At 45.9% G+C, this 19,675-nt stretch carries 12 protein-coding genes, 2 tRNA genes, 2 rRNA genes and 1 riboswitch; of the genes, 12 read left to right on the top strand and 4 right to left on the bottom strand.

The genetic code is table 11. From position 1 onward, the window contains the following. Positions 1-49 precede the first annotated feature (49 nt). A complete protein-coding gene (gene plsB, locus AC6R05_RS17580) occupies positions 50-2,473 on the bottom strand; it encodes a glycerol-3-phosphate 1-O-acyltransferase PlsB (protein WP_500648152.1) in 2,424 nt (807 codons plus the stop codon). A gap of 372 nt (positions 2,474-2,845) precedes the next feature. Here plsB and lexA point away from each other — a divergent pair, with 372 nt between their 5' ends. The 3 genes from lexA to dinF all read left to right on the top strand — a co-directional run bounded on the left by lexA (position 2,846) and on the right by dinF (position 5,892). After that, positions 2,846-3,466 carry a transcriptional repressor LexA gene (lexA, locus tag AC6R05_RS17585; protein WP_032553391.1) on the top strand — a complete coding sequence of 207 codons (621 nt, stop codon included), beginning with the start codon at positions 2,846-2,848 and terminating at the stop codon, positions 3,464-3,466. A 97-nt stretch (positions 3,467-3,563) separates the two neighbouring features. Continuing rightward, entirely contained in the window at positions 3,564-4,439 is an 876-nt protein-coding gene (locus AC6R05_RS17590; RefSeq protein ID WP_150873363.1) for a class I SAM-dependent methyltransferase, read from the top strand. A gap of 97 nt (positions 4,440-4,536) precedes the next feature. Beyond that, entirely contained in the window at positions 4,537-5,892 is a 1,356-nt protein-coding gene (dinF, locus tag AC6R05_RS17595) for an MATE family efflux transporter DinF (RefSeq protein WP_500648153.1), read from the top strand. Positions 5,893-6,046: 154 nt separating this feature from the next. On the opposite strand, the gene sthA is transcribed toward dinF, so the two are convergent. After that, the gene (gene sthA, locus AC6R05_RS17600; RefSeq protein WP_032553396.1) at positions 6,047-7,447 is read right to left on the bottom strand and encodes a Si-specific NAD(P)(+) transhydrogenase; all 1,401 of its coding nucleotides are present in this window, start codon (positions 7,445-7,447) and stop codon (positions 6,047-6,049) included. Between the two features lie 327 nt (positions 7,448-7,774). Between sthA and fabR the strand changes: the two genes are divergently transcribed. Next, on the top strand, positions 7,775-8,416 hold the full coding sequence (gene fabR, locus AC6R05_RS17605; RefSeq protein WP_032553397.1) for an HTH-type transcriptional repressor FabR: 642 nt from the start codon (positions 7,775-7,777) through the stop codon (positions 8,414-8,416). After that, positions 8,416-8,787 (top strand): YijD family membrane protein, encoded by a 372-nt coding sequence (locus AC6R05_RS17610; RefSeq protein ID WP_032553398.1) that lies wholly within the window; start codon positions 8,416-8,418, stop codon positions 8,785-8,787. The genes fabR and AC6R05_RS17610 overlap by 1 nt, the downstream gene beginning before the upstream one ends. Before the next feature lie 97 nt (positions 8,788-8,884). Here AC6R05_RS17610 and trmA read toward each other — a convergent pair whose 3' ends face one another. After that, on the bottom strand, positions 8,885-9,997 hold the full coding sequence (gene trmA, locus AC6R05_RS17615) for a tRNA (uridine(54)-C5)-methyltransferase TrmA (protein WP_285466834.1): 1,113 nt from the start codon (positions 9,995-9,997) through the stop codon (positions 8,885-8,887). Between the two features lie 154 nt (positions 9,998-10,151). Continuing rightward, positions 10,152-10,356, top strand: a riboswitch (cobalamin riboswitch). A 40-nt stretch (positions 10,357-10,396) separates the two neighbouring features. Here trmA and btuB point away from each other — a divergent pair. The 3 genes from btuB to murI are packed head-to-tail and all read left to right on the top strand — an operon-like array spanning position 10,397 to position 13,816. Further along, positions 10,397-12,235 (top strand): TonB-dependent vitamin B12 receptor, encoded by a 1,839-nt coding sequence (gene btuB, locus AC6R05_RS17620; RefSeq protein WP_500648154.1) that lies wholly within the window; start codon positions 10,397-10,399, stop codon positions 12,233-12,235. Between the two features lie 49 nt (positions 12,236-12,284). Beyond that, the gene (locus AC6R05_RS17625; RefSeq protein ID WP_500648155.1) at positions 12,285-12,956 is read left to right on the top strand and encodes a Dph6-related ATP pyrophosphatase; all 672 of its coding nucleotides are present in this window, start codon (positions 12,285-12,287) and stop codon (positions 12,954-12,956) included. Positions 12,957-13,015: 59 nt separating this feature from the next. Then, complete coding sequence (gene murI, locus AC6R05_RS17630; protein ID WP_500648156.1) at positions 13,016-13,816, top strand: glutamate racemase; 801 nt, start codon at positions 13,016-13,018, stop codon at positions 13,814-13,816. Here the strand turns inward: murI and AC6R05_RS17635 are convergent. Next, on the bottom strand, positions 13,779-14,231 hold the full coding sequence (locus tag AC6R05_RS17635; protein ID WP_032553404.1) for an RNA recognition motif domain-containing protein: 453 nt from the start codon (positions 14,229-14,231) through the stop codon (positions 13,779-13,781). The genes murI and AC6R05_RS17635 overlap by 38 nt on opposite strands. Before the next feature lie 547 nt (positions 14,232-14,778). On the opposite strand from AC6R05_RS17635, the gene AC6R05_RS17640 reads away from it, so the two are divergent. The 4 genes from AC6R05_RS17640 to AC6R05_RS17655 all read left to right on the top strand — a co-directional run. Continuing rightward, positions 14,779-16,331: ribosomal RNA gene (locus AC6R05_RS17640) — 16S ribosomal RNA — on the top strand. Between the two features lie 66 nt (positions 16,332-16,397). Further along, positions 16,398-16,474 (top strand) — tRNA-Ile (locus tag AC6R05_RS17645). A 40-nt stretch (positions 16,475-16,514) separates the two neighbouring features. Next, positions 16,515-16,590, top strand: a tRNA-Ala gene (locus tag AC6R05_RS17650). 312 nt (positions 16,591-16,902) lie between these two features. Then, positions 16,903-19,675 (top strand): 23S ribosomal RNA (locus tag AC6R05_RS17655); the annotation flags it as partial.

Consider the following 19,675-nt stretch of genomic DNA (forward strand, 5'->3'; position numbering starts at 1 on the left):
CACATATAAAAAAGGCACCCAATGGGTGCCTTTTCTGTTTTTAAGCGAGTTATTCTGCTTGGTGAATACTCTCTTCGATCGTCAAGCGAACTTCAGGGTAAAGCATCGAGTAAAGCAGCTTAGCGAAAACCGCGGTCTTGTCTAAATCGCAGTTACCGTCGCTATCTAAGTACGCTTGCTGTTTTAGCGTTGCGAACATTGAAGCAAATACGCCCTTGTCGAAAAACTCTGGCGCATTAATGCCGTGTAGGCGACCTAGACGCTGCGCGATATCTTGGCTCTTCTGCTCAAGCTCTGACTTATCGAGGTCTGGATTCTCTGCCAGAAGGTTCAATGCGATAGAGTAACGCTGCAGTGTTTCAGAGATAGTACGACCCAACAGCATCAGCGGTTGGCTGTTCGATTGGTTAATCGTGACTTCGTTGTCTTTCACCATGATCATACCCTGGCGTTCCAGCTCAGAGATAATGTTGGCGACAACTTCCTCTAACTTATCCTCTGGGTAGCTAAGGAATAGCTCCTTCTTAAGGAACGGGTAGATGATCGCCACATTCTTCTGGATATCTGTAATCGACAGCTCTCGTTGACGAATCAGCATCTGCGCGACCAATGATGGCAGTGCAAATAGATGGATGATGTTGTTACGGTAGTAAGTCATCAGGATTGATTGGTGACGGTCGAGCGAAATGATGTCGCCCATAGTGTCTGACTCGATCAAGAACTTATTCAGAGCTTCAGCGTGTTTCACTAAATCTTCAGCACTGTCTTTCGGTACTGTGAATGTCTCAGAGTAAGGCACATTCTTCAGTAGCGATAGGTAGCAATCAATCTGTGATACCAGTGAGTCACGGGATAGTGCACGTTGACGCGAAGCAAGCAGAGCAGTTGCACACAGAGTTAGTGCGTTGGTTGCTGCCGCATCATTAATGTTTGTCATCATCTTGGTCGCAAGATCGTTCACAACTGGTGTCATCCATTGCGGCTTGCTAGTGCCAATCGGATCGATGTCTTTAGTCCATTCTGGAGAATGCTCATTCAGGTATTGGTTTAGCTGAATTGGCTCACCGAAGTTAACGTAGCCCTTACCAAAGTTGCGTAGCTTGCGAATAGTACGAAGCACCAAGCCAGCGTTCTCTTTCTCTTTACGTTTACCACGCAGCTCTTTAGCGTAAGTGGCTACTTCCATGACGTGCTCGTAGCCGATGTAAACAGGGACTAGGGTCACTGGACGGTTCATGCCGCGCAGCATTGCCTGAATTGTCATCGCTAGCATGCCGGTTTTTGCTTGTAGCAAACGACCTGTACGAGAGCGACCACCCTCACTGAAGTACTCTACCGAATAACCTTTTGCGAATAGCTCGGCTAGATACTCACGGAAAATGGTTGAGTACAGCTTGTTGCCTTTAAAGCTGCGACGAATGAAGAAAGCACCGCCGTGACGGAAGATCGGTCCAGCAGGGAAGAAGTTGAGGTTAATACCCGCTGCAATATGCGGAGGAACCATACCTTCGTGGTACAGCACATAAGAGAGCAGTAGGTAGTCCATGTGGCTACGGTGACAAGGTACATAAACAATCTCATGACCGTCTTGTGCCAATTTGCGAACCGTAGATGCATTATTGATGTGCAGACCTTGGTAAAGTTTGTTCCACAACCAACCCAGGATTTTCTCACCGCGTTTGATCAGAGAGTAAGAGAAGTTAGCTGCAATCTCATCCATGATGTCTTGCGCTTCTTTGCTCGCTTTCTCGATCGAGATGTTTTTCGACTTCGCTTCGTCTTCTATCGCTTTTTTGATCGCTTCTGATTTCAGTAGGCGGTCGAACAGCGCTTGGCGGCTTGGAAGATTCGGGCCAGACGCGGCTAGCTTTTGGCGCGAGAAGTGGATACGTGCTACGCGTGCCAGCTTGTGAGCAATGGTGCTGTCAGTGCCGTGAGAGTTCGCCATGTAGCGCAGTGATACCACTGGGCTGAAACGAACTAAACAATCACGACCGGCTAGAAGAACTGCTCTTGATTTCTCTAGACCATTCATCGCTTGTAGATAAGGTTTTTGGGTATTTTCTTTACCCGGTTTACGTCCCCACAACACGGTTGCTGGGATAACCTGAACGTCTAGCTCTGAATCAGACTCATGAAGCTGAAGTAGCTCGGTGAATACGGCGATCGATGAACTTGGTACGTGGTCATCATCTTGAACTAGGGTTTTGCGTGACGCGATAAACACGTAGCGTTGCAGTGATTTACCATTAATCTCAAGTGGGCTCAGTGGATCAGGAAGCCCAAGCTCTAATGCATGTTTTTGTAGAGTTAGGAGATCGACACTCGAGCGGAAAGGTAACGCATATACAATTGGTTTGCCTAAATCAATGTTCAAATCTTCAATAGGGTTTGAAGGAATGGATGTGCCTTTTACCAATACGGATAAAGGAAGCTTCATCATTGAACGTGAAAAAGATTGTCCAGAAGACATATAGGTTCACTGCCTCAGTAGTTTTTTGTCATGCTCAAGCGTATCTCTATTTTTATTTAGTGATTTAAAATAGGGATAGGCCTAGGCGTAAATTTAATCGATGCAAGAATACCAGAAACTGGTCTAACCTTTTAATGGAATTAGTCATAATGGCGTTAAGTTTGTGGAAAATCATTCATCGACTGATTGAGTATAGGTTTAATCGTCACCAATTTTTAAAGCCTTTGATTAAAACAACGACTTAGCTGACTGTTTATAAAGTTATAAAAAGTAGCCCGTTGTTTAAAAATGAACTAAAAACAACCAATTGCTTTGCTTTTGTTCAGTTACTGGATATACTCACAGTCAACTGTATAAAAAGACAGGTGACTCATGAAGCCGTTAACGCCCCGCCAACAACAAGTCTTCGACCTGATTAAAAACAAGATCGAAGAGTCCGGTATGCCACCGACACGTGCTGAAATCGCGCGTGAACTAGGCTTTCGCTCTGCTAATGCTGCAGAGGAACATTTAAAAGCTCTAGCTCGAAAAGAAGCTATTGAGATCATTCCGGGTGCGTCTCGTGGTATTCGCATCTTGCTTGATGACGCTGCCAACGACGAAGAAGGTCTACCTTTGATTGGTCAAGTGGCAGCGGGTGAGCCTATCCTTGCTCAAGAGCATGTAGAAACGCATTACCAAGTGGACCCTGGTATGTTTAAGCCACAAGCAGATTTCTTACTGCGTGTTAATGGCGAAAGTATGAAAGACATCGGTATTATGGATGGTGATCTACTGGCTGTGCACAAAACGCAAGATGTACGCGACGGTCAGGTTGTGGTAGCACGTGTCGACGATGATGTAACGGTTAAGCGTCTAGAGCGTAAAGGCTCAACAGTACTACTGCATGCTGAAAACGAAGAATTTTCTCCAATCCAAGTGGATCTAGAGACCCAGCACTTAGCCATTGAAGGTTTAGCGGTTGGTATCATTCGCAACACAGATTGGATGTAATATCACACAATGAGTTATTGATATTTATTCTCAATAACTTGTCATTGTAATTGATATTCATTATCATCTTCCTTGTCGAGCTACAAGGAAGATGAACATGTCGAATCAAAACAAACCTCAGTCAACACTGCTTTCCTCAAAGCGCAGCGCTGCCCGTAAGCCGATGGCGCAGCAAGACATGGCTCATTCTGAATTTCATGTTCCTAGCAACCTTATCCAACCTCTTTGGTTTCGCAGTCGAGAAAGCCTTGCTGACGATGGCCTCGTTTACGATCCAATTGCAGCGCAAGCGTGTACCCGCTGTCGTCTTGCACCGGAGTGTTTAACGGGAGAGCTCGACCAGCAACAGCTTCTGTACGCGACACTGACTCAGCTTTGTGACAACCAGATCCAACAGTATCTATCTCATAACCCTGAGGCGTGGATCATTAACGTTGGGGCAGGGCTTGATACACGTTTCTACCGTTTAGATAACGGCCGTTGTCATTGGGTTGAATTGGATGTCACTGAAAACTTGGTGTGGCGTCAGCGTTTATTCCATAAAAATGAACGTTATCGCTTAGAGTGTGGTTCAGTGAATGATCTTACTTGGCTTGATGAGCTGAATATCCCAGAGCAGGCGCCAGTGCTGATTGTTTGTGAACATGCACTGCTCGATTGCGATGAACAAACCACTGCGCACTTTATTCAAGCGCTAAGCCGTCAATTTACTCATGCACATGCCTGTTTAGTTCTTGCAGGGGATAAGACCTCAAGCAAGCTTGGTCAAAAGTTGGGTTCTGGCGAATACGCGCACGGCTTGGCTTCCCCTGTTGATAGCGTATTGAATTGGCTACCATGGACTCAATGGGTCAAAGCCTTCTCACCTCTGGATCAACAATGTAACCGCTGGAAGCTATGGCAAAGAATGTTGAGTAAGTTGACTCAATACAAAAAGCGGCTGGCTCCACAACTTATCGTGATGAAGTGGTAGAGGTATTCTTCTTCCTACTCTCTATCAAGCTCTAGTCATAAAATAGTGAATCTTTACCCCCTAGGTTAAACTATCACCTCAAATCAAAGAGGTGATCGTGAAGTTATTTCTCCCCCAATCTATTGTTCAAACTCTAACTAATTTATCGGTGCACCAGCGAGTACTAATGCTCGCCATACCTATGGTGCTCTCCAATATAACCGTCCCATTGCTTGGTTTGGTTGATGCGGCTGTTATCGGTCACCTAGAGCATGCTTGGTATCTGGGCGGTGTCGCACTCGGCGGCACCATGATCAGTGTGACCTTTTGGCTGCTTGGTTTTCTAAGAATGTCGACGACAGGTTTGGCGGCGCAATCTTATGGAGCCAGCGATAATCAGCAATTGGGGTTGGTGTTCGTGCAAGGCATTACTATGAGTTTGGGTTTTGCTGCCTTGTTTTTACTGCTGTATGGCATGATCGCTGAAGTGGTGTTTTCTTTAAGTAGCGCCAGCGATCAGGTGAAGTTTTATGGTGAGCAGTACTTTTCGATTCGTGCTTGGAGTGCTCCTGCAGCCCTGAGTAATTTTGTGATTCTTGGTTGGCTGCTTGGAACACAAAATGCCAAAGCGCCGATGTGGATGGTGATCATCACTAATGTCACCAATATTGTTTTTGATGTGGTGTTTGTAATTGGATTTGGTTGGCAAGTTGAAGGGGCCGCGTATGCTTCGGTACTTGCTGATTATATGGGACTGTTGTTTGGCTTGATATGTGTGGCACGTGTTTGGTCGAAGAGGCAGTTACCAGCAATCTTGTCCTTGGTGAAACAGACCACTCAAGGGCTTTCTCGTTTCGTAAAACTTAATCGCGATATCTTTTTACGTTCTCTGTGCTTGCAAGCCACTTTTACTTTTATGACTTTCCAAGGCGCAAGTTTTGGCGATGATGTGGTTGCTGCCAACGCGGTACTGATGAGTTTCTTGATGATCATTTCTTATGGGATGGATGGTTTTGCCTATGCGATGGAGGCGATGGTAGGAAAGGCCATTGGTGCTAAAGATAAGCAAGAGTTGAATCAGTCTCTCGTAGGTACTTTTTTCTGGAGCTTAATCATTTGTCTTGGCCTGACTGCGGTGTTCATGATGCTAGGTAGCAACATGGTCAATATGATCACAACCATACCTGAGGTAAAAGCGCAGGCGATGATTTACTTACCTTGGCTCGTCGCAATGCCTTTGGTGTCGATGTGGTGTTTCTTATTAGACGGTATTTTTATCGGCGCGACCAAGGGACAAGAAATGCGCAATAGCATGTTTGTTGCGACCTGCACTTTCTTCCTTATCTTCTTTTCAGCCTCATCGTTTGAGAACCATGCACTATGGTTTGCGATGATTTGTTTCATGGGAATGCGTGGAATTGGGCTAGCGGTATTGTTTATTAGACAGTGGAAAAGGAATGAGTTCTTGGCTTAGTGTACAGATAGATAAGCATTTAGGACACTATGATCTAATTACTATCTGAGTGTTGTTAAGTTTTTGATTTAAAATGAAACAGCAAGCGTGTGTGCTTGCTGTTTTAGTATTTGGCCTATAGGTGGTCAAATGCTCATAAGGCTGTACAGCCTACTTAGAATAAACGATTCAAACCGTTAAGCGCTGCAACACGATAAGCTTCTGCCATGGTCGGATAGTTGAAGGTCGTATTCACGAAATACTCGATGGTATTCGCTTCGCCTTTCTGCTCCATAATCGCTTGGCCGATGTGAATGATTTCTGCAGCACGCTCACCAAACACATGGATGCCTAAAATTTCCTTGGTTTCACGATGGAATAGAATCTTTAAGCTACCGATGTCTTTACCTGCAATTTGTGCACGGGCTAGGTGTTTGAATGAAGAGCGTCCCACTTCGTAAGGTACTTTGGCTGCAGTAAGCTCTTGCTCGGTTTTACCAACAGAGCTGATCTCTGGAATGGTGTAGATGCCGGTTGGGATATCTTCAATCAGGTGGCTTTCTGCTTCGCCTTTGACAATTGCTTGCGCTACAAATCGACCCTGGTCGTATGCGGCACTCGCTAGGCTAGGGTAGCCAATCACATCACCCACCGCATATACGTGGCTGACACTGGTTTGGTAGTTGGCGTTGACCGAAACTTGCCCACGTGAGTCCGCTTCCAAGCCAACCGCTCCTAGGTTGAGTTTGTCGGTATTACCGGTTCGGCCATTTGCATAAAGCAGACAGTCAGCACGCATCTTCTTGCCTGATTCTAAGTGGATGATGACCCCATCGTCTGTACCCTCAATTCGCTCAAACGTTTCATCGTTGCGAATCACGACACCGCTATTCCAGAAGTGATAAGAGAGCGCATCAGACGTTTCATTGTCTAGGAATGACAATAGTCGGTCTCGAGTATTGATAAGGTCTGTCTTTACCCCCAATCCGCGGAAGATAGATGCGTACTCACAACCGATAACACCAGCACCGTAAATGATGATGTGTTGCGGGTCGTGTTTCAGTGACAGGATGGAATCGCTGTCGTAGATACGCTCATGTAGGAAGTCGACGTTTTCAGGCTGGTAAGGTCTTGAGCCTGTCGCAATAACAAACTTATCTGCGGAGTAGAGCTCTTCTGTACCGTCGCTTTGCATCACAGAAACCGTGTTGCTATCAATGAAGCGCGCAGTACCAAAGACTAATGTGCATTGATTGCGATCGTAGAAACCTTGGCGAAGTCGCGTTTGCTTGTCGATTACAGATTTAGCGTGACCAAGAATGTCGGAGAAGGTGGCGTGGAGGCTTTTATTGTTTTGGCAAAAGAGTGGGTTGTTATTGAATTCGATAATACGACTAACCGCGTGTCGTAGTGCCTTCGATGGGATGGTACCCCAGTGAGTACATCCGCCGCCTACGCTACTTTCTTTTTCAATGATGGCTACATTCAACCCGGCTTTGGTTAATCCCATCGCTGCCCCTTCACCGCCGGGGCCACTACCAATCACGATCACATCAAAGTGGTTCGAATGCGACATAGAAATCTTCCTTGTTATATTTGTTTAACATTGCTTTAGCGAGATTTTAACTGATTCCGTTATTTGGTACATGAAAAGGGCATCAGAGAGTCGAGCTGATCACGCAGTGTTAAAGAAAAAGTCATATTTGGTATGTTGTATGTCTCCAAATTACAGCTCCGCGATTGAAATTTTGTTCTCGAACGTATTTACTTCGGTACGTGAACAAAGAGGGGTGTCTGATGTCATATAAAGCGAGAATTCCTTATAAAATAGAGTGATTCGCGTTATATTTACCTGAGTATTAGGCATGCCTGTTTAGGCTGTAAAAGAAGAAATTGATAAAGTATGAAACCAATGGGAATTCGCGCACAGCAAAAAGAAAAAACTCGTCGAAGCTTAATCGATGCTGCGTTCAGTCAGTTGAGTGCTGACCGTAGTTTTTCAAACCTGAGCTTAAGAGAGGTTGCTCGCGAAGCCGGCATTGCCCCAACTTCTTTCTATCGTCACTTCAAAGACATGGATGAACTCGGTTTGACCATGGTTGATGAAGGTGGCTTGTTACTGCGTCAGTTGATGCGTCAGGCAAGGCAACGAATCGTAAAAGAAGGCAGTGTTATCCGCACCTCGGTTGAAACCTTTATGGAGTTCATCGAAAGCAGTCCAAACGTATTTAGACTGTTATTGCGCGAACGTTCAGGAACCTCATTTGAGTTTCGAACAGCCGTCGCAAGAGAAATGCAGCACTTTGTTGCGGAAATGACGGAATATCTAATAGGTACGGGGATGACTCGTGAAGAGGCTTTTACCCAAGCAGAAGCATCAGTCACCTTGGTATTTAGTTCCGGCGCAGAAGCTTTGGATTTAAATAGCCGTGAGCGAGATGAACTTGCTGAGCGGTTGATTATGCAATTGCGAATGATAGCCAAAGGGGCTTATTGGTATCGCAAAGAACGTGAACGTAACCGACTAAAAGGCGGGATTGAATAATGTCGAATGAAAAGAATACTGTGAACCGCGGTTCAGAAAGAAAAACATTGGTACTGGCTCTTGTTGCGGGTGTCTGTGGTGACGCATTGTTATCTTGGGTAACGATGAGCGAAGTTGGTTTCTCTATTTTCCCTCTTATTGCGCTAGTACTGGCTGTTCAAGCTCTATACCAAGAGTACCTAGCAAACCCAGTATCTGAAGATATCCCACTAGTTGGCCTAGCGTGTTTCTTCGTTGGTGCATTTGGCCACTCGGCATTTGTGAAAGCACAACACCCAGAAGCTGGCTCTAACTTCTTTGCTATCATCGTGGCAATGCTGCTACTCGCATGGGTAGGTAAGAAACTAGGATTTATGTCTAAGTCAGCGTAACTTCAGCTGAATAGACAATAAAAAACGAGCCGCGTGGCTCGTTTTTTTTGATTTGAAGAACCGATCGTTAAGGTCGGTTCTTTTGTATCTATTGTTTCTATTTAGCTTTGCGCTCTAAGAACACACCAGCTTCCATGTGGTGAGTGTATGGGAATTGATCGAACAGAGCAAAACGCGTGATGTTGTGAGTTTCGCTTAGAATGTCCAAGTTCTCTTTTAATGTGTCTGGGTTACAAGAGATGTACATGATGCGTTCATAGCCTTGTACCATTTTACACGTATCAACATCCATACCTGATCGCGGTGGATCAACAAAGATCGTGTTGCAGTTGTAGCTCTTTAGGTCGACATTAGCTTGTTTTAGACGACGGAACTCACGCTTACCTTCCATTGCTTCAGTAAAATCTTCAGCCGACATGCGAATGATCTGAACGTTGTCGATGTTGTTTGCGGCAATATTGTATTGCGCAGAGTCTACCGATGGCTTAGCCAGCTCAGTTGCCAGTACTCGCTCGAAGTTTTGTGCCAGGGCTAAAGAGAAGTTTCCGTTACCACAGTACAGCTCAAGCAGGTCGCCTTTGCTTTCTTGAGTGCAGTCTACCGCCCACTCCAGCATTTTCTCCGCAATCTTACCGTTAGGCTGTGTGAAGCTATTCTCTACTTGTTGGTAAATGTAGCTGTCGCCATTCACGTTAAGCTTTTCAATTACGTAGTCTTGGTCTAGCACTATCTTCATCTTACGTGCACGGCCAATTAGGTTTAGGTTGAAACCTTCGTCATTAAGTTGCTGCTTAAGTGCTTTTGCGTTTTCAATCCACTCTTCATCAAGTTGACGGTGGTATAGAAGCGATACAAGTACTTCACCACTTAGGGTTGAAAGGAAGTCGACTTGGAACAGTTTGTGACGCAGGGACGGGTTACCCTTCATTGCTTCCATTAGTAGTGGCATTAGGTCATTGATAAGACGGCTTGCTGCTGGAAACTGATCAACGCGGTATTTCTCTTTGGTTTCTTGATTGAACATCACGTAGTACATGTCATCACCTTCATGCCACACGCGGAATTCTGCACGCATGCGGTAGTGCTGTTCTGGTGACTCATACACTTCTAAATCAGGCACATTGTATTGTGAGAACATCTCAGTCAGACGCTCGGTCTTTTCTGCCAGTTGTTCTTGGTAGCGTTGCGGGTTTACATCTAAAGTCGCCATTGTTATGCCTTTTGCTGTGGTGCGTTCAAATCAAGAGCGCAGATTTTATTCAATCACAGCCTCTTGTCCAGTGTTGAGAGCCATTACCTGTAAATTGGCCATGAAAACTATAGCTTATAACTATCTTAGACTAGACAAATTACCCTTAGGACAATAGTATCCTTCACAAGCTGGTGCCATTTAGATGTATAGATGGCTGAAAAGGGAATCTGGTGTAAATCCAGAACTGACGCGCAGCGGTAAAAGAGAACGAGTATTCACCAAGACACTGCATATAGGATTATGTGGGAAGTCGAATATTAGGTAACCACTAGGTTGAGCTCTTGAGTCCGAATACCTGCCAGCAGCTAAGTCACAATATTTGGCTTGGTAGGAATTTACGCGATTTAGGATCACAATATGAACAAGTCCCTTTTAGCGATAGCTGTAGCGTCGCTGCTTTCACCTATCTCCAATTTACACGCCCAAGAAGCCTCTGCCGATGAAACCATGGTGGTGACGGCGAACCGTTTTGAGCAGTCTGCAGCTTCAACGCTAGCCGATGTCGAAGTGGTAACTCGTCAAGATTTTCAGAGAACACAAGCTAAAACAATTCCTGATGTACTACGTCGACTGACTGGGATTCAAATAACGCAAAATGGCGGTAGAGGTCAGCTAGCTTCTATATTTGTTCGTGGTACAAGCTCTGATCAGGTACTGGTTTTAGTCGATGGGGTTCGATTTGCCAGAGCAGCAAAAGGGGCGGTTGACTTCAACCAAATTCCTTTAAGTTACGTTCAACGTATCGAGTATGTTCGAGGTGCTCGAGCGTCTCTATATGGTTCGGAAGCAATCGGTGGTGTAATTAACATCATTACTATTGCACGTGCTACGGAAGAATCAACAACGTTGAGTGCGGGCTTGGGTAGCTTAGATTACCAAGAGTTGAGTTTAGCATCAGGTGTTGCAACATCTGAAAATGGCCAGCTAAATCTAGCAATTAGCCATGAAAGTGATGAAGGATACAACGTTAAACCTGTTCCTGGTGTTAATGATGGTGACCGACATGGTTTTGAAACATTAAATGGCTTGATCGGTTATACCCACGACTTAAATGAGCAGTTCAGCGTTTTTGGAAATTTTCGCGCTTACGAAAACATCTATCAGTATGACAACACATTCAGTGGAACACGTAGTTACATGGAGTCTGAAAAGGACGACTTATCAGTATCTATTGGTGGTGCTTACCAAGGAACTAAGCTGCGTTCAGAAGTGCAAGCTACTGTTCAAAGCCAAGACTCATGGAATTACGAGTATGGAAAAAGCAAAACGTCAGGCACCCAAGATGAACTTGAACAAACTAATGTTCAATGGATTAACAGTTATCAACTAAACAAAAATGTGGTTCTTGCTGGTGGCGCAGATTGGCGTGATGAATCTTACGTTGATAAGAATGCGAACAAAACTTTCGACCGTTCTAACTTAGCTTTATTTGGCTTGTCTTCAGTAACTTTAGAGTCTGCAACTCTAGAAGCTAGTGCTAGGGTTGATGATAATGAAGAGTTTGGAACTGAGACTACCTACAACCTAGGTGCTGGTTATCAGTTTATTCCTGAGTTTGGTATTAAAACATCTTATGGTACCGCGTTTAAAGCGCCGAACCTTTACCAACAGTATGACCCTTCATACGGAACTCAAGATCTTAAGCCTGAAGAATCTGATGCGATTGAGCTAGGTTTCTATGGGGTAGTGAAGGACGTATATTGGACATTGACGGGATATGACTACAAGATAACGAACCTAATTGACTATCATCCAACAACTTACAAGTATATTAACGTTGATGGCGAGACTCACATTCAAGGTATCGAACTTACTGCTGAGTTTGACACAGGTATAATTCAACACCAATTGAGTGCGGATTATAAAGATGCCGAGGGTGATGATGGTAAACAATTACAACGTAGAGCAAAAGAGTTATACAAGTGGAATGCGCTTGTAGCCTTCGATGTTGTTGATTGGTCGATAAGCTATCAATATGTTGGAAAACGACCTGATGTTAATTATGGAACATGGCCTTACAGTGATGTAACTCTACCGTCTTACTCATTGGTTGATACAGCCGTTAGCTATTATGCAAATGAGAATACAACAATCAGTGCTCGTGTAGATAACTTATTCGATGAAGAGTATGAAACTGCTCTAGGTTACCCAGCAGCTGAAAGAGCGTATTACCTTAACTTGGCATACCAATTCTAATTACTTAAACCGCCTTCGGGCGGTTTTTTCTTATCGATAGATATCTAATATGAAAAAGAAAGTCATCATCAGCTGGTCTTCTGGCAAAGACTCTACGTTAACCCTTGAACGCCTACTAGAAAGTCCTGACTATGAAGTGGTTGGCCTATACACAACTTATGTCGGCGACGAGGTCCCTTTTCAAGCAACCCCAAGAGAAGTCGTCGCAATGCAGGCGGAACTACTCGGTTTGCCTCTCATCATGATTGAGCTGCCGGAAATGTTTCCATCAAACGAGATTTATCAGAGCACTATTGTTAATGCACTGAAGCAATCGAGTTTAACCATTGATGCGGTCGCATTTGGCGACATGTTTTGTAATGGCATTGCTGACTATCGTCGAAGCTATATTGAACCGGCTGGCTGGGAGTGTGTATTCCCACTGCTTGGAGAGGAGAGCAGTAAACTGGCCGATGAGATAATAGAGAGAGGCATCGAAACCTTCTTAGTGACTGTCGATACCAATGCTTTGTCCGCAGAGTATTGTGGGCAAGTTTATACAAAATCGTTGGTAGAGAACCTGCCCAACGGTGTTGACCCTTGCGGAGAGGATGGAGAGTTCCACACATTAGTAACTAAAGCACCGTCATTTGATGGGGCAATAAAGGTTTCGTTGCTTAAAGTCGATAGAGGAGAACGTTTCGTTCATCAACGTTACTTGGCTAACATAAGCCGTGACTAAGTTGGCGAATAATAAGTGAAGGGGTATGATTGCTGCGAACTTTCTTATAGGTAGATGCAGTGTTGGGCGAGCAACAAAAAAACATACTGGTATTTGATTCGGGAGTCGGAGGCTTATCTGTCTATAAAGAGATAAACAAACTACTACCGAACCATAACTATATCTATGCTTTCGATAATGAAGCCTATCCCTATGGTGAATTGGAACAGCAGGTACTGATAGATCGAGTTGAGCAGATTGTCGCTAGTTTTATTCGAAGCCACTCTATCGATATCGTAGTGATTGCATGTAATACCGCAAGCACCATCGTTCTTCCAACCTTGCGCGCTATTAATACGATTCCAATTGTTGGTGTCGTTCCGGCGATCAAGCCTGCATCTCTTATGGCAAACAAAGCGGTTGGTCTGATTGCCACGCCTGCAACGATTACTCGTCAATATACCCATGATCTGATTAAAAGCTTTTCTAGTGACAAACACGTTGAACTATTGGGTTCGACAAAGCTGGTGGACATGGCAGAAGAGAAATTACGTGGGGAGCTCGTTAATCTCGAGGAGTTGGCTCAGATTCTCAGTCCGATGATGAATCTTGTGGATGTCGCTGTATTAGGATGTACTCATTTCCCATTAATAAAAGAAGAGATCCAAAGCGTAATGGGAGAGGATGTCATGCTAGTGGACTCGGGCAGTGCGATCGCCAAACGTGTGCAAAGCCTATTAGAAGTCGAAAGTGGAGACAAAGTGGTGGGAATAAGAGAGGTATATTGTAGTGCACCTCTAAGAAAAGAAGGTGCACTCAATAGAACATTAAAAGAAATGGGTTTTATGCCTGTTCAGATCCGTCCGCTTCAGGATGCTTAGGGTCATTTGCGATACGTACCTTCAATGTACGCTGCATATAGTCTTTATCATTTAAGCTAGCAATGGCGTTATTGACATCGTTGCTAGCCATCACCACGAAACCAAATCCTCTTCTTTTACCAGTACGCTTATCTTTCATTAGTCTTACGGCAAATACTTCACCGTGTTCAGAGAAAAGTTCACGCACATGTGATTCGTTGGCTTTATATGGAAGGTTACCCACATATAGGGTTTGAGTTGAAGCTTTAGGTTCTGAATCTGATTTTGTGTCTGAGCCTGAAAGGTTAAGAATAAAAGCTGAAGCCAAGACACCGAGAACGAAAGTAATTGCAGGCGATATATCAACCTGTGAAAACACAATGCCGCCTAATACAGCCAGTGCGACAATTAACAACATCGATTTTTTTGAATTCATATCGGATTACTACATATTAATAAACGAAATAGACGCATCTACTATTAACAAAATAGACACATGAATCTTACGTTCATGGTTTGTATTTTTCCAATGTATTGCTGTGATGCGTCTCAAATGTTTAGTTTTTATTCAAAATAAGCGCTTTTGATGGCTTTTTAGTCGAACGAAATTTTTATTTAAAAAAGCCCTTGCGCTCCATTCGAATCTCTCTATAATGCCGCCTCACCGACACGGAGTGAGACGAAAGTCACACACTGAAATCGGTAGAGAAAAAAGAGTTTGAAAATAACCCTTGACTCTCAAAACGGTGCGAGTATAGTACGCACCCCTAGCGATTGAGATATAAATCACAAAACGCTAGAAGCTCTTTAAAAATTAGAACCTATCAATCTGTGTGGGCACTCGTTGATGAATATCAAAAATGAAACTTCGGTTTCAACTTGATTTCAATGAACTGAGTGACCAATTCGAATCGTAAGATTCGGCACAGTCAATTCAACATTACTATGTAATGTAATCAGTATTCATTGAGTCACAAAATCTTAAATTGAAGAGTTTGATCATGGCTCAGATTGAACGCTGGCGGCAGGCCTAACACATGCAAGTCGAGCGGAAACGAGTTATCTGAACCTTCGGGGAACGATAACGGCGTCGAGCGGCGGACGGGTGAGTAATGCCTAGGAAATTGCCTTGATGTGGGGGATAACCATTGGAAACGATGGCTAATACCGCATAACGCCTACGGGCCAAAGAGGGGGACCTTCGGGCCTCTCGCGTCAAGATATGCCTAGGTGGGATTAGCTAGTTGGTGAGGTAATGGCTCACCAAGGCGACGATCCCTAGCTGGTCTGAGAGGATGATCAGCCACACTGGAACTGAGACACGGTCCAGACTCCTACGGGAGGCAGCAGTGGGGAATATTGCACAATGGGCGCAAGCCTGATGCAGCCATGCCGCGTGTATGAAGAAGGCCTTCGGGTTGTAAAGTACTTTCAGCAGTGAGGAAGGGGGTGTCGTTAATAGCGGCACCTCTTGACGTTAGCTGCAGAAGAAGCACCGGCTAACTCCGTGCCAGCAGCCGCGGTAATACGGAGGGTGCGAGCGTTAATCGGAATTACTGGGCGTAAAGCGCATGCAGGTGGTTTGTTAAGTCAGATGTGAAAGCCCGGGGCTCAACCTCGGAACTGCATTTGAAACTGGCAAACTAGAGTACTGTAGAGGGGGGTAGAATTTCAGGTGTAGCGGTGAAATGCGTAGAGATCTGAAGGAATACCAGTGGCGAAGGCGGCCCCCTGGACAGATACTGACACTCAGATGCGAAAGCGTGGGGAGCAAACAGGATTAGATACCCTGGTAGTCCACGCCGTAAACGATGTCTACTTGGAGGTTGTGGCCTTGAGCCGTGGCTTTCGGAGCTAACGCGTTAAGTAGACCGCCTGGGGAGTACGGTCGCAAGATTAAAACTCAAATGAATTGACGGGGGCCCGCACAAGCGGTGGAGCATGTGGTTTAATTCGATGCAACGCGAAGAACCTTACCTACTCTTGACATCCAGAGAACTTTCCAGAGATGGATTGGTGCCTTCGGGAACTCTGAGACAGGTGCTGCATGGCTGTCGTCAGCTCGTGTTGTGAAATGTTGGGTTAAGTCCCGCAACGAGCGCAACCCTTATCCTTGTTTGCCAGCGAGTAATGTCGGGAACTCCAGGGAGACTGCCGGTGATAAACCGGAGGAAGGTGGGGACGACGTCAAGTCATCATGGCCCTTACGAGTAGGGCTACACACGTGCTACAATGGCGCATACAGAGGGCAGCCAACTCGCGAGAGTGAGCGAATCCCAAAAAGTGCGTCGTAGTCCGGATTGGAGTCTGCAACTCGACTCCATGAAGTCGGAATCGCTAGTAATCGTAGATCAGAATGCTACGGTGAATACGTTCCCGGGCCTTGTACACACCGCCCGTCACACCATGGGAGTGGGCTGCAAAAGAAGTGGGTAGTTTAACCTTCGGGAGGACGCTCACCACTTTGTGGTTCATGACTGGGGTGAAGTCGTAACAAGGTAGCCCTAGGGGAACCTGGGGCTGGATCACCTCCTTATACGAAGATGTTCACGATAAGTGTCCACACAGATTGATACGGTTTAGAAAGTTAAGAGACGATATTGGGTCTGTAGCTCAGCTGGTTAGAGCGCTCGCCTGATAAGCGGGAGGTCGGTGGTTCAAGTCCACTCAGACCCACCACTATCTTTTCCCAGAGATAGCGGTCAATATCGATTTCGTTGGGGCTATAGCTCAGCTGGGAGAGCGCCTGCCTTGCACGCAGGAGGTCAGCAGTTCGATCCTGCTTAGCTCCACCATCTTTAAGCGCATTAGCGATAGTGCTTTTAAACATGGTTTCAGAAAGAAATCTGCTCTTTAACAATTTGGAAAGCTGACTGATTTAAATAACACAGTTATTTAAATCAAATTAAAAGTTCTCAATGTTTATCCCTCTTAGTTAATAAGAACGGTATAAACACAACACAAACACATTCAAGTGTCTTGTATTCGATTCAAATTTAATTTGAATCACCATTGAGTCCGGCAAACACGTAATAAGAACTAACCCTTCTTATTACAACCAAAAACCTTGGTTGTTTACCATACATAAAGACCTCTTCGGGTTGTATGGTTAAGTGACTAAGCGTACACGGTGGATGCCTTGGCAGTCAGAGGCGATGAAGGACGTATTAACTTGCGATAAGCCCAGATTAGGTAGTAAAAACCTTTTGAGTCTGGGATTTCCGAATGGGGAAACCCACTTACATAAGTAAGTATCTTGTTGTGAATACATAGCAACAAGAGGCAAACCGGGGGAACTGAAACATCTAAGTACCCCGAGGAAGAGAAATCAACCGAGATTCCGAAAGTAGCGGCGAGCGAAATTGGATTAGCCCTTAAGCTTTTAATGATGCAGGTGAAGAGCTCTGGAAAGTGCTCGCAATAAAGGGTGATAGCCCCGTAACCGACACATCATAATCAGTGAAATCGAGTAGGGCGGGACACGTGATATCCTGTCTGAATATGGGGGGACCATCCTCCAAGGCTAAATACTACTGACTGACCGATAGTGAACCAGTACCGTGAGGGAAAGGCGAAAAGAACCCCTGTGAGGGGAGTGAAATAGAACCTGAAACCGTGTACGTACAAGCAGTAGGAGCACCTTCGTGGTGTGACTGCGTACCTTTTGTATAATGGGTCAGCGACTTATATTCAGTGGCAAGGTTAACCGTTTAGGGGAGCCGTAGGGAAACCGAGTCTTAACTGGGCGTTCAGTCTCTGGATATAGACCCGAAACCAGGTGATCTAGCCATGGGCAGGTTGAAGGTTGAGTAACATCAACTGGAGGACCGAACCGACTAATGTTGAAAAATTAGCGGATGACTTGTGGCTAGGGGTGAAAGGCCAATCAAACCTGGAGATAGCTGGTTCTCCCCGAAAGCTATTTAGGTAGCGCCTCGGACGAATACTACTGGGGGTAGAGCACTGTTAAGGCTAGGGGGTCATCCCGACTTACCAACCCTTTGCAAACTCCGAATACCAGTAAGTACTATCCGGGAGACACACGGCGGGTGCTAACGTCCGTCGTGGAGAGGGAAACAACCCAGACCGCCAGCTAAGGTCCCAAAGTATAGCTAAGTGGGAAACGATGTGGGAAGGCTCAGACAGCCAGGATGTTGGCTTAGAAGCAGCCATCATTTAAAGAAAGCGTAATAGCTCACTGGTCGAGTCGGCCTGCGCGGAAGATGTAACGGGGCTAAGCTATACACCGAAGCTGCGGCTGCACACTTTAGTGTGCGGGGTAGGGGAGCGTTCTGTAAGCCGTTGAAGGTGGTCTGTAAGGGCTGCTGGAGGTATCAGAAGTGCGAATGCTGACATGAGTAACGATAAAGGGAGTGAAAAACTCCCTCGCCGGAAGACCAAGGGTTCCTGTCCAACGTTAATCGGGGCAGGGTAAGTCGACCCCTAAGGCGAGGCCGAAAGGCGTAGTCGATGGGAAACGGGTTAATATTCCCGTACTTCTTACAATTGCGATGGGGGGACGGAGAAGGCTAGGTGGGCCTGGCGACGGTTGTCCAGGTTCAAGTACGTAGGCGGAAGAATTAGGTAAATCCGGCTCTTCATAACGCTGAGATACGATGTCGAGCCACTACGGTGGTGAAGTCATTGATGCCATGCTTCCAGGAAAAGCCTCTAAGCTTCAGATTGTAAGGAATCGTACCCCAAACCGACACAGGTGGTCGGGTAGAGAATACCAAGGCGCTTGAGAGAACTCGGGTGAAGGAACTAGGCAAAATGGTACCGTAACTTCGGGAGAAGGTACGCTCTTATCGGTGAAGTCCCTTGCGGATGGAGCTGACGAGAGTCGCAGATACCAGGTGGCTGCAACTGTTTATTAAAAACACAGCACTGTGCAAAATCGTAAGATGACGTATACGGTGTGACGCCTGCCCGGTGCCGGAAGGTTAATTGATGGGGTTAGACTTCGGTCGAAGCTCTTGATCGAAGCCCCGGTAAACGGCGGCCGTAACTATAACGGTCCTAAGGTAGCGAAATTCCTTGTCGGGTAAGTTCCGACCTGCACGAATGGCGTAATGATGGCCACGCTGTCTCCACCCGAGACTCAGTGAAATTGAAATCGCTGTGAAGATGCAGTGTACCCGCGGCTAGACGGAAAGACCCCGTGAACCTTTACTACAGCTTGGCACTGAACATTGACCCTACATGTGTAGGATAGGTGGGAGACTTTGAAACCGCGTCGCTAGATGTGGTGGAGTCGTCCTTGAAATACCACCCTTGTAGTGTTGATGTTCTAACGTTGGTCCCTGAATCGGGATTACGGACAGTGCCTGGTGGGTAGTTTGACTGGGGCGGTCTCCTCCCAAAGAGTAACGGAGGAGCACGAAGGTGGGCTAATCACGGTTGGACATCGTGAGGTTAGTGCAATGGCATAAGCCCGCTTGACTGCGAGAATGACAATTCGAGCAGGTGCGAAAGCAGGTCATAGTGATCCGGTGGTTCTGAATGGAAGGGCCATCGCTCAACGGATAAAAGGTACTCCGGGGATAACAGGCTGATACCGCCCAAGAGTTCATATCGACGGCGGTGTTTGGCACCTCGATGTCGGCTCATCACATCCTGGGGCTGAAGTCGGTCCCAAGGGTATGGCTGTTCGCCATTTAAAGTGGTACGCGAGCTGGGTTTAGAACGTCGTGAGACAGTTCGGTCCCTATCTGCCGTGGGCGTTGGAAGATTGAAGGGGGCTGCTCCTAGTACGAGAGGACCGGAGTGGACGAACCTCTGGTGTTCGGGTTGTCATGCCAATGGCATTGCCCGGTAGCTAAGTTCGGAATCGATAACCGCTGAAAGCATCTAAGCGGGAAGCGAGCCCTGAGATGAGTC

Source organism: Vibrio sp. R11-SG3-ISO9 (assembly GCF_059834255.1).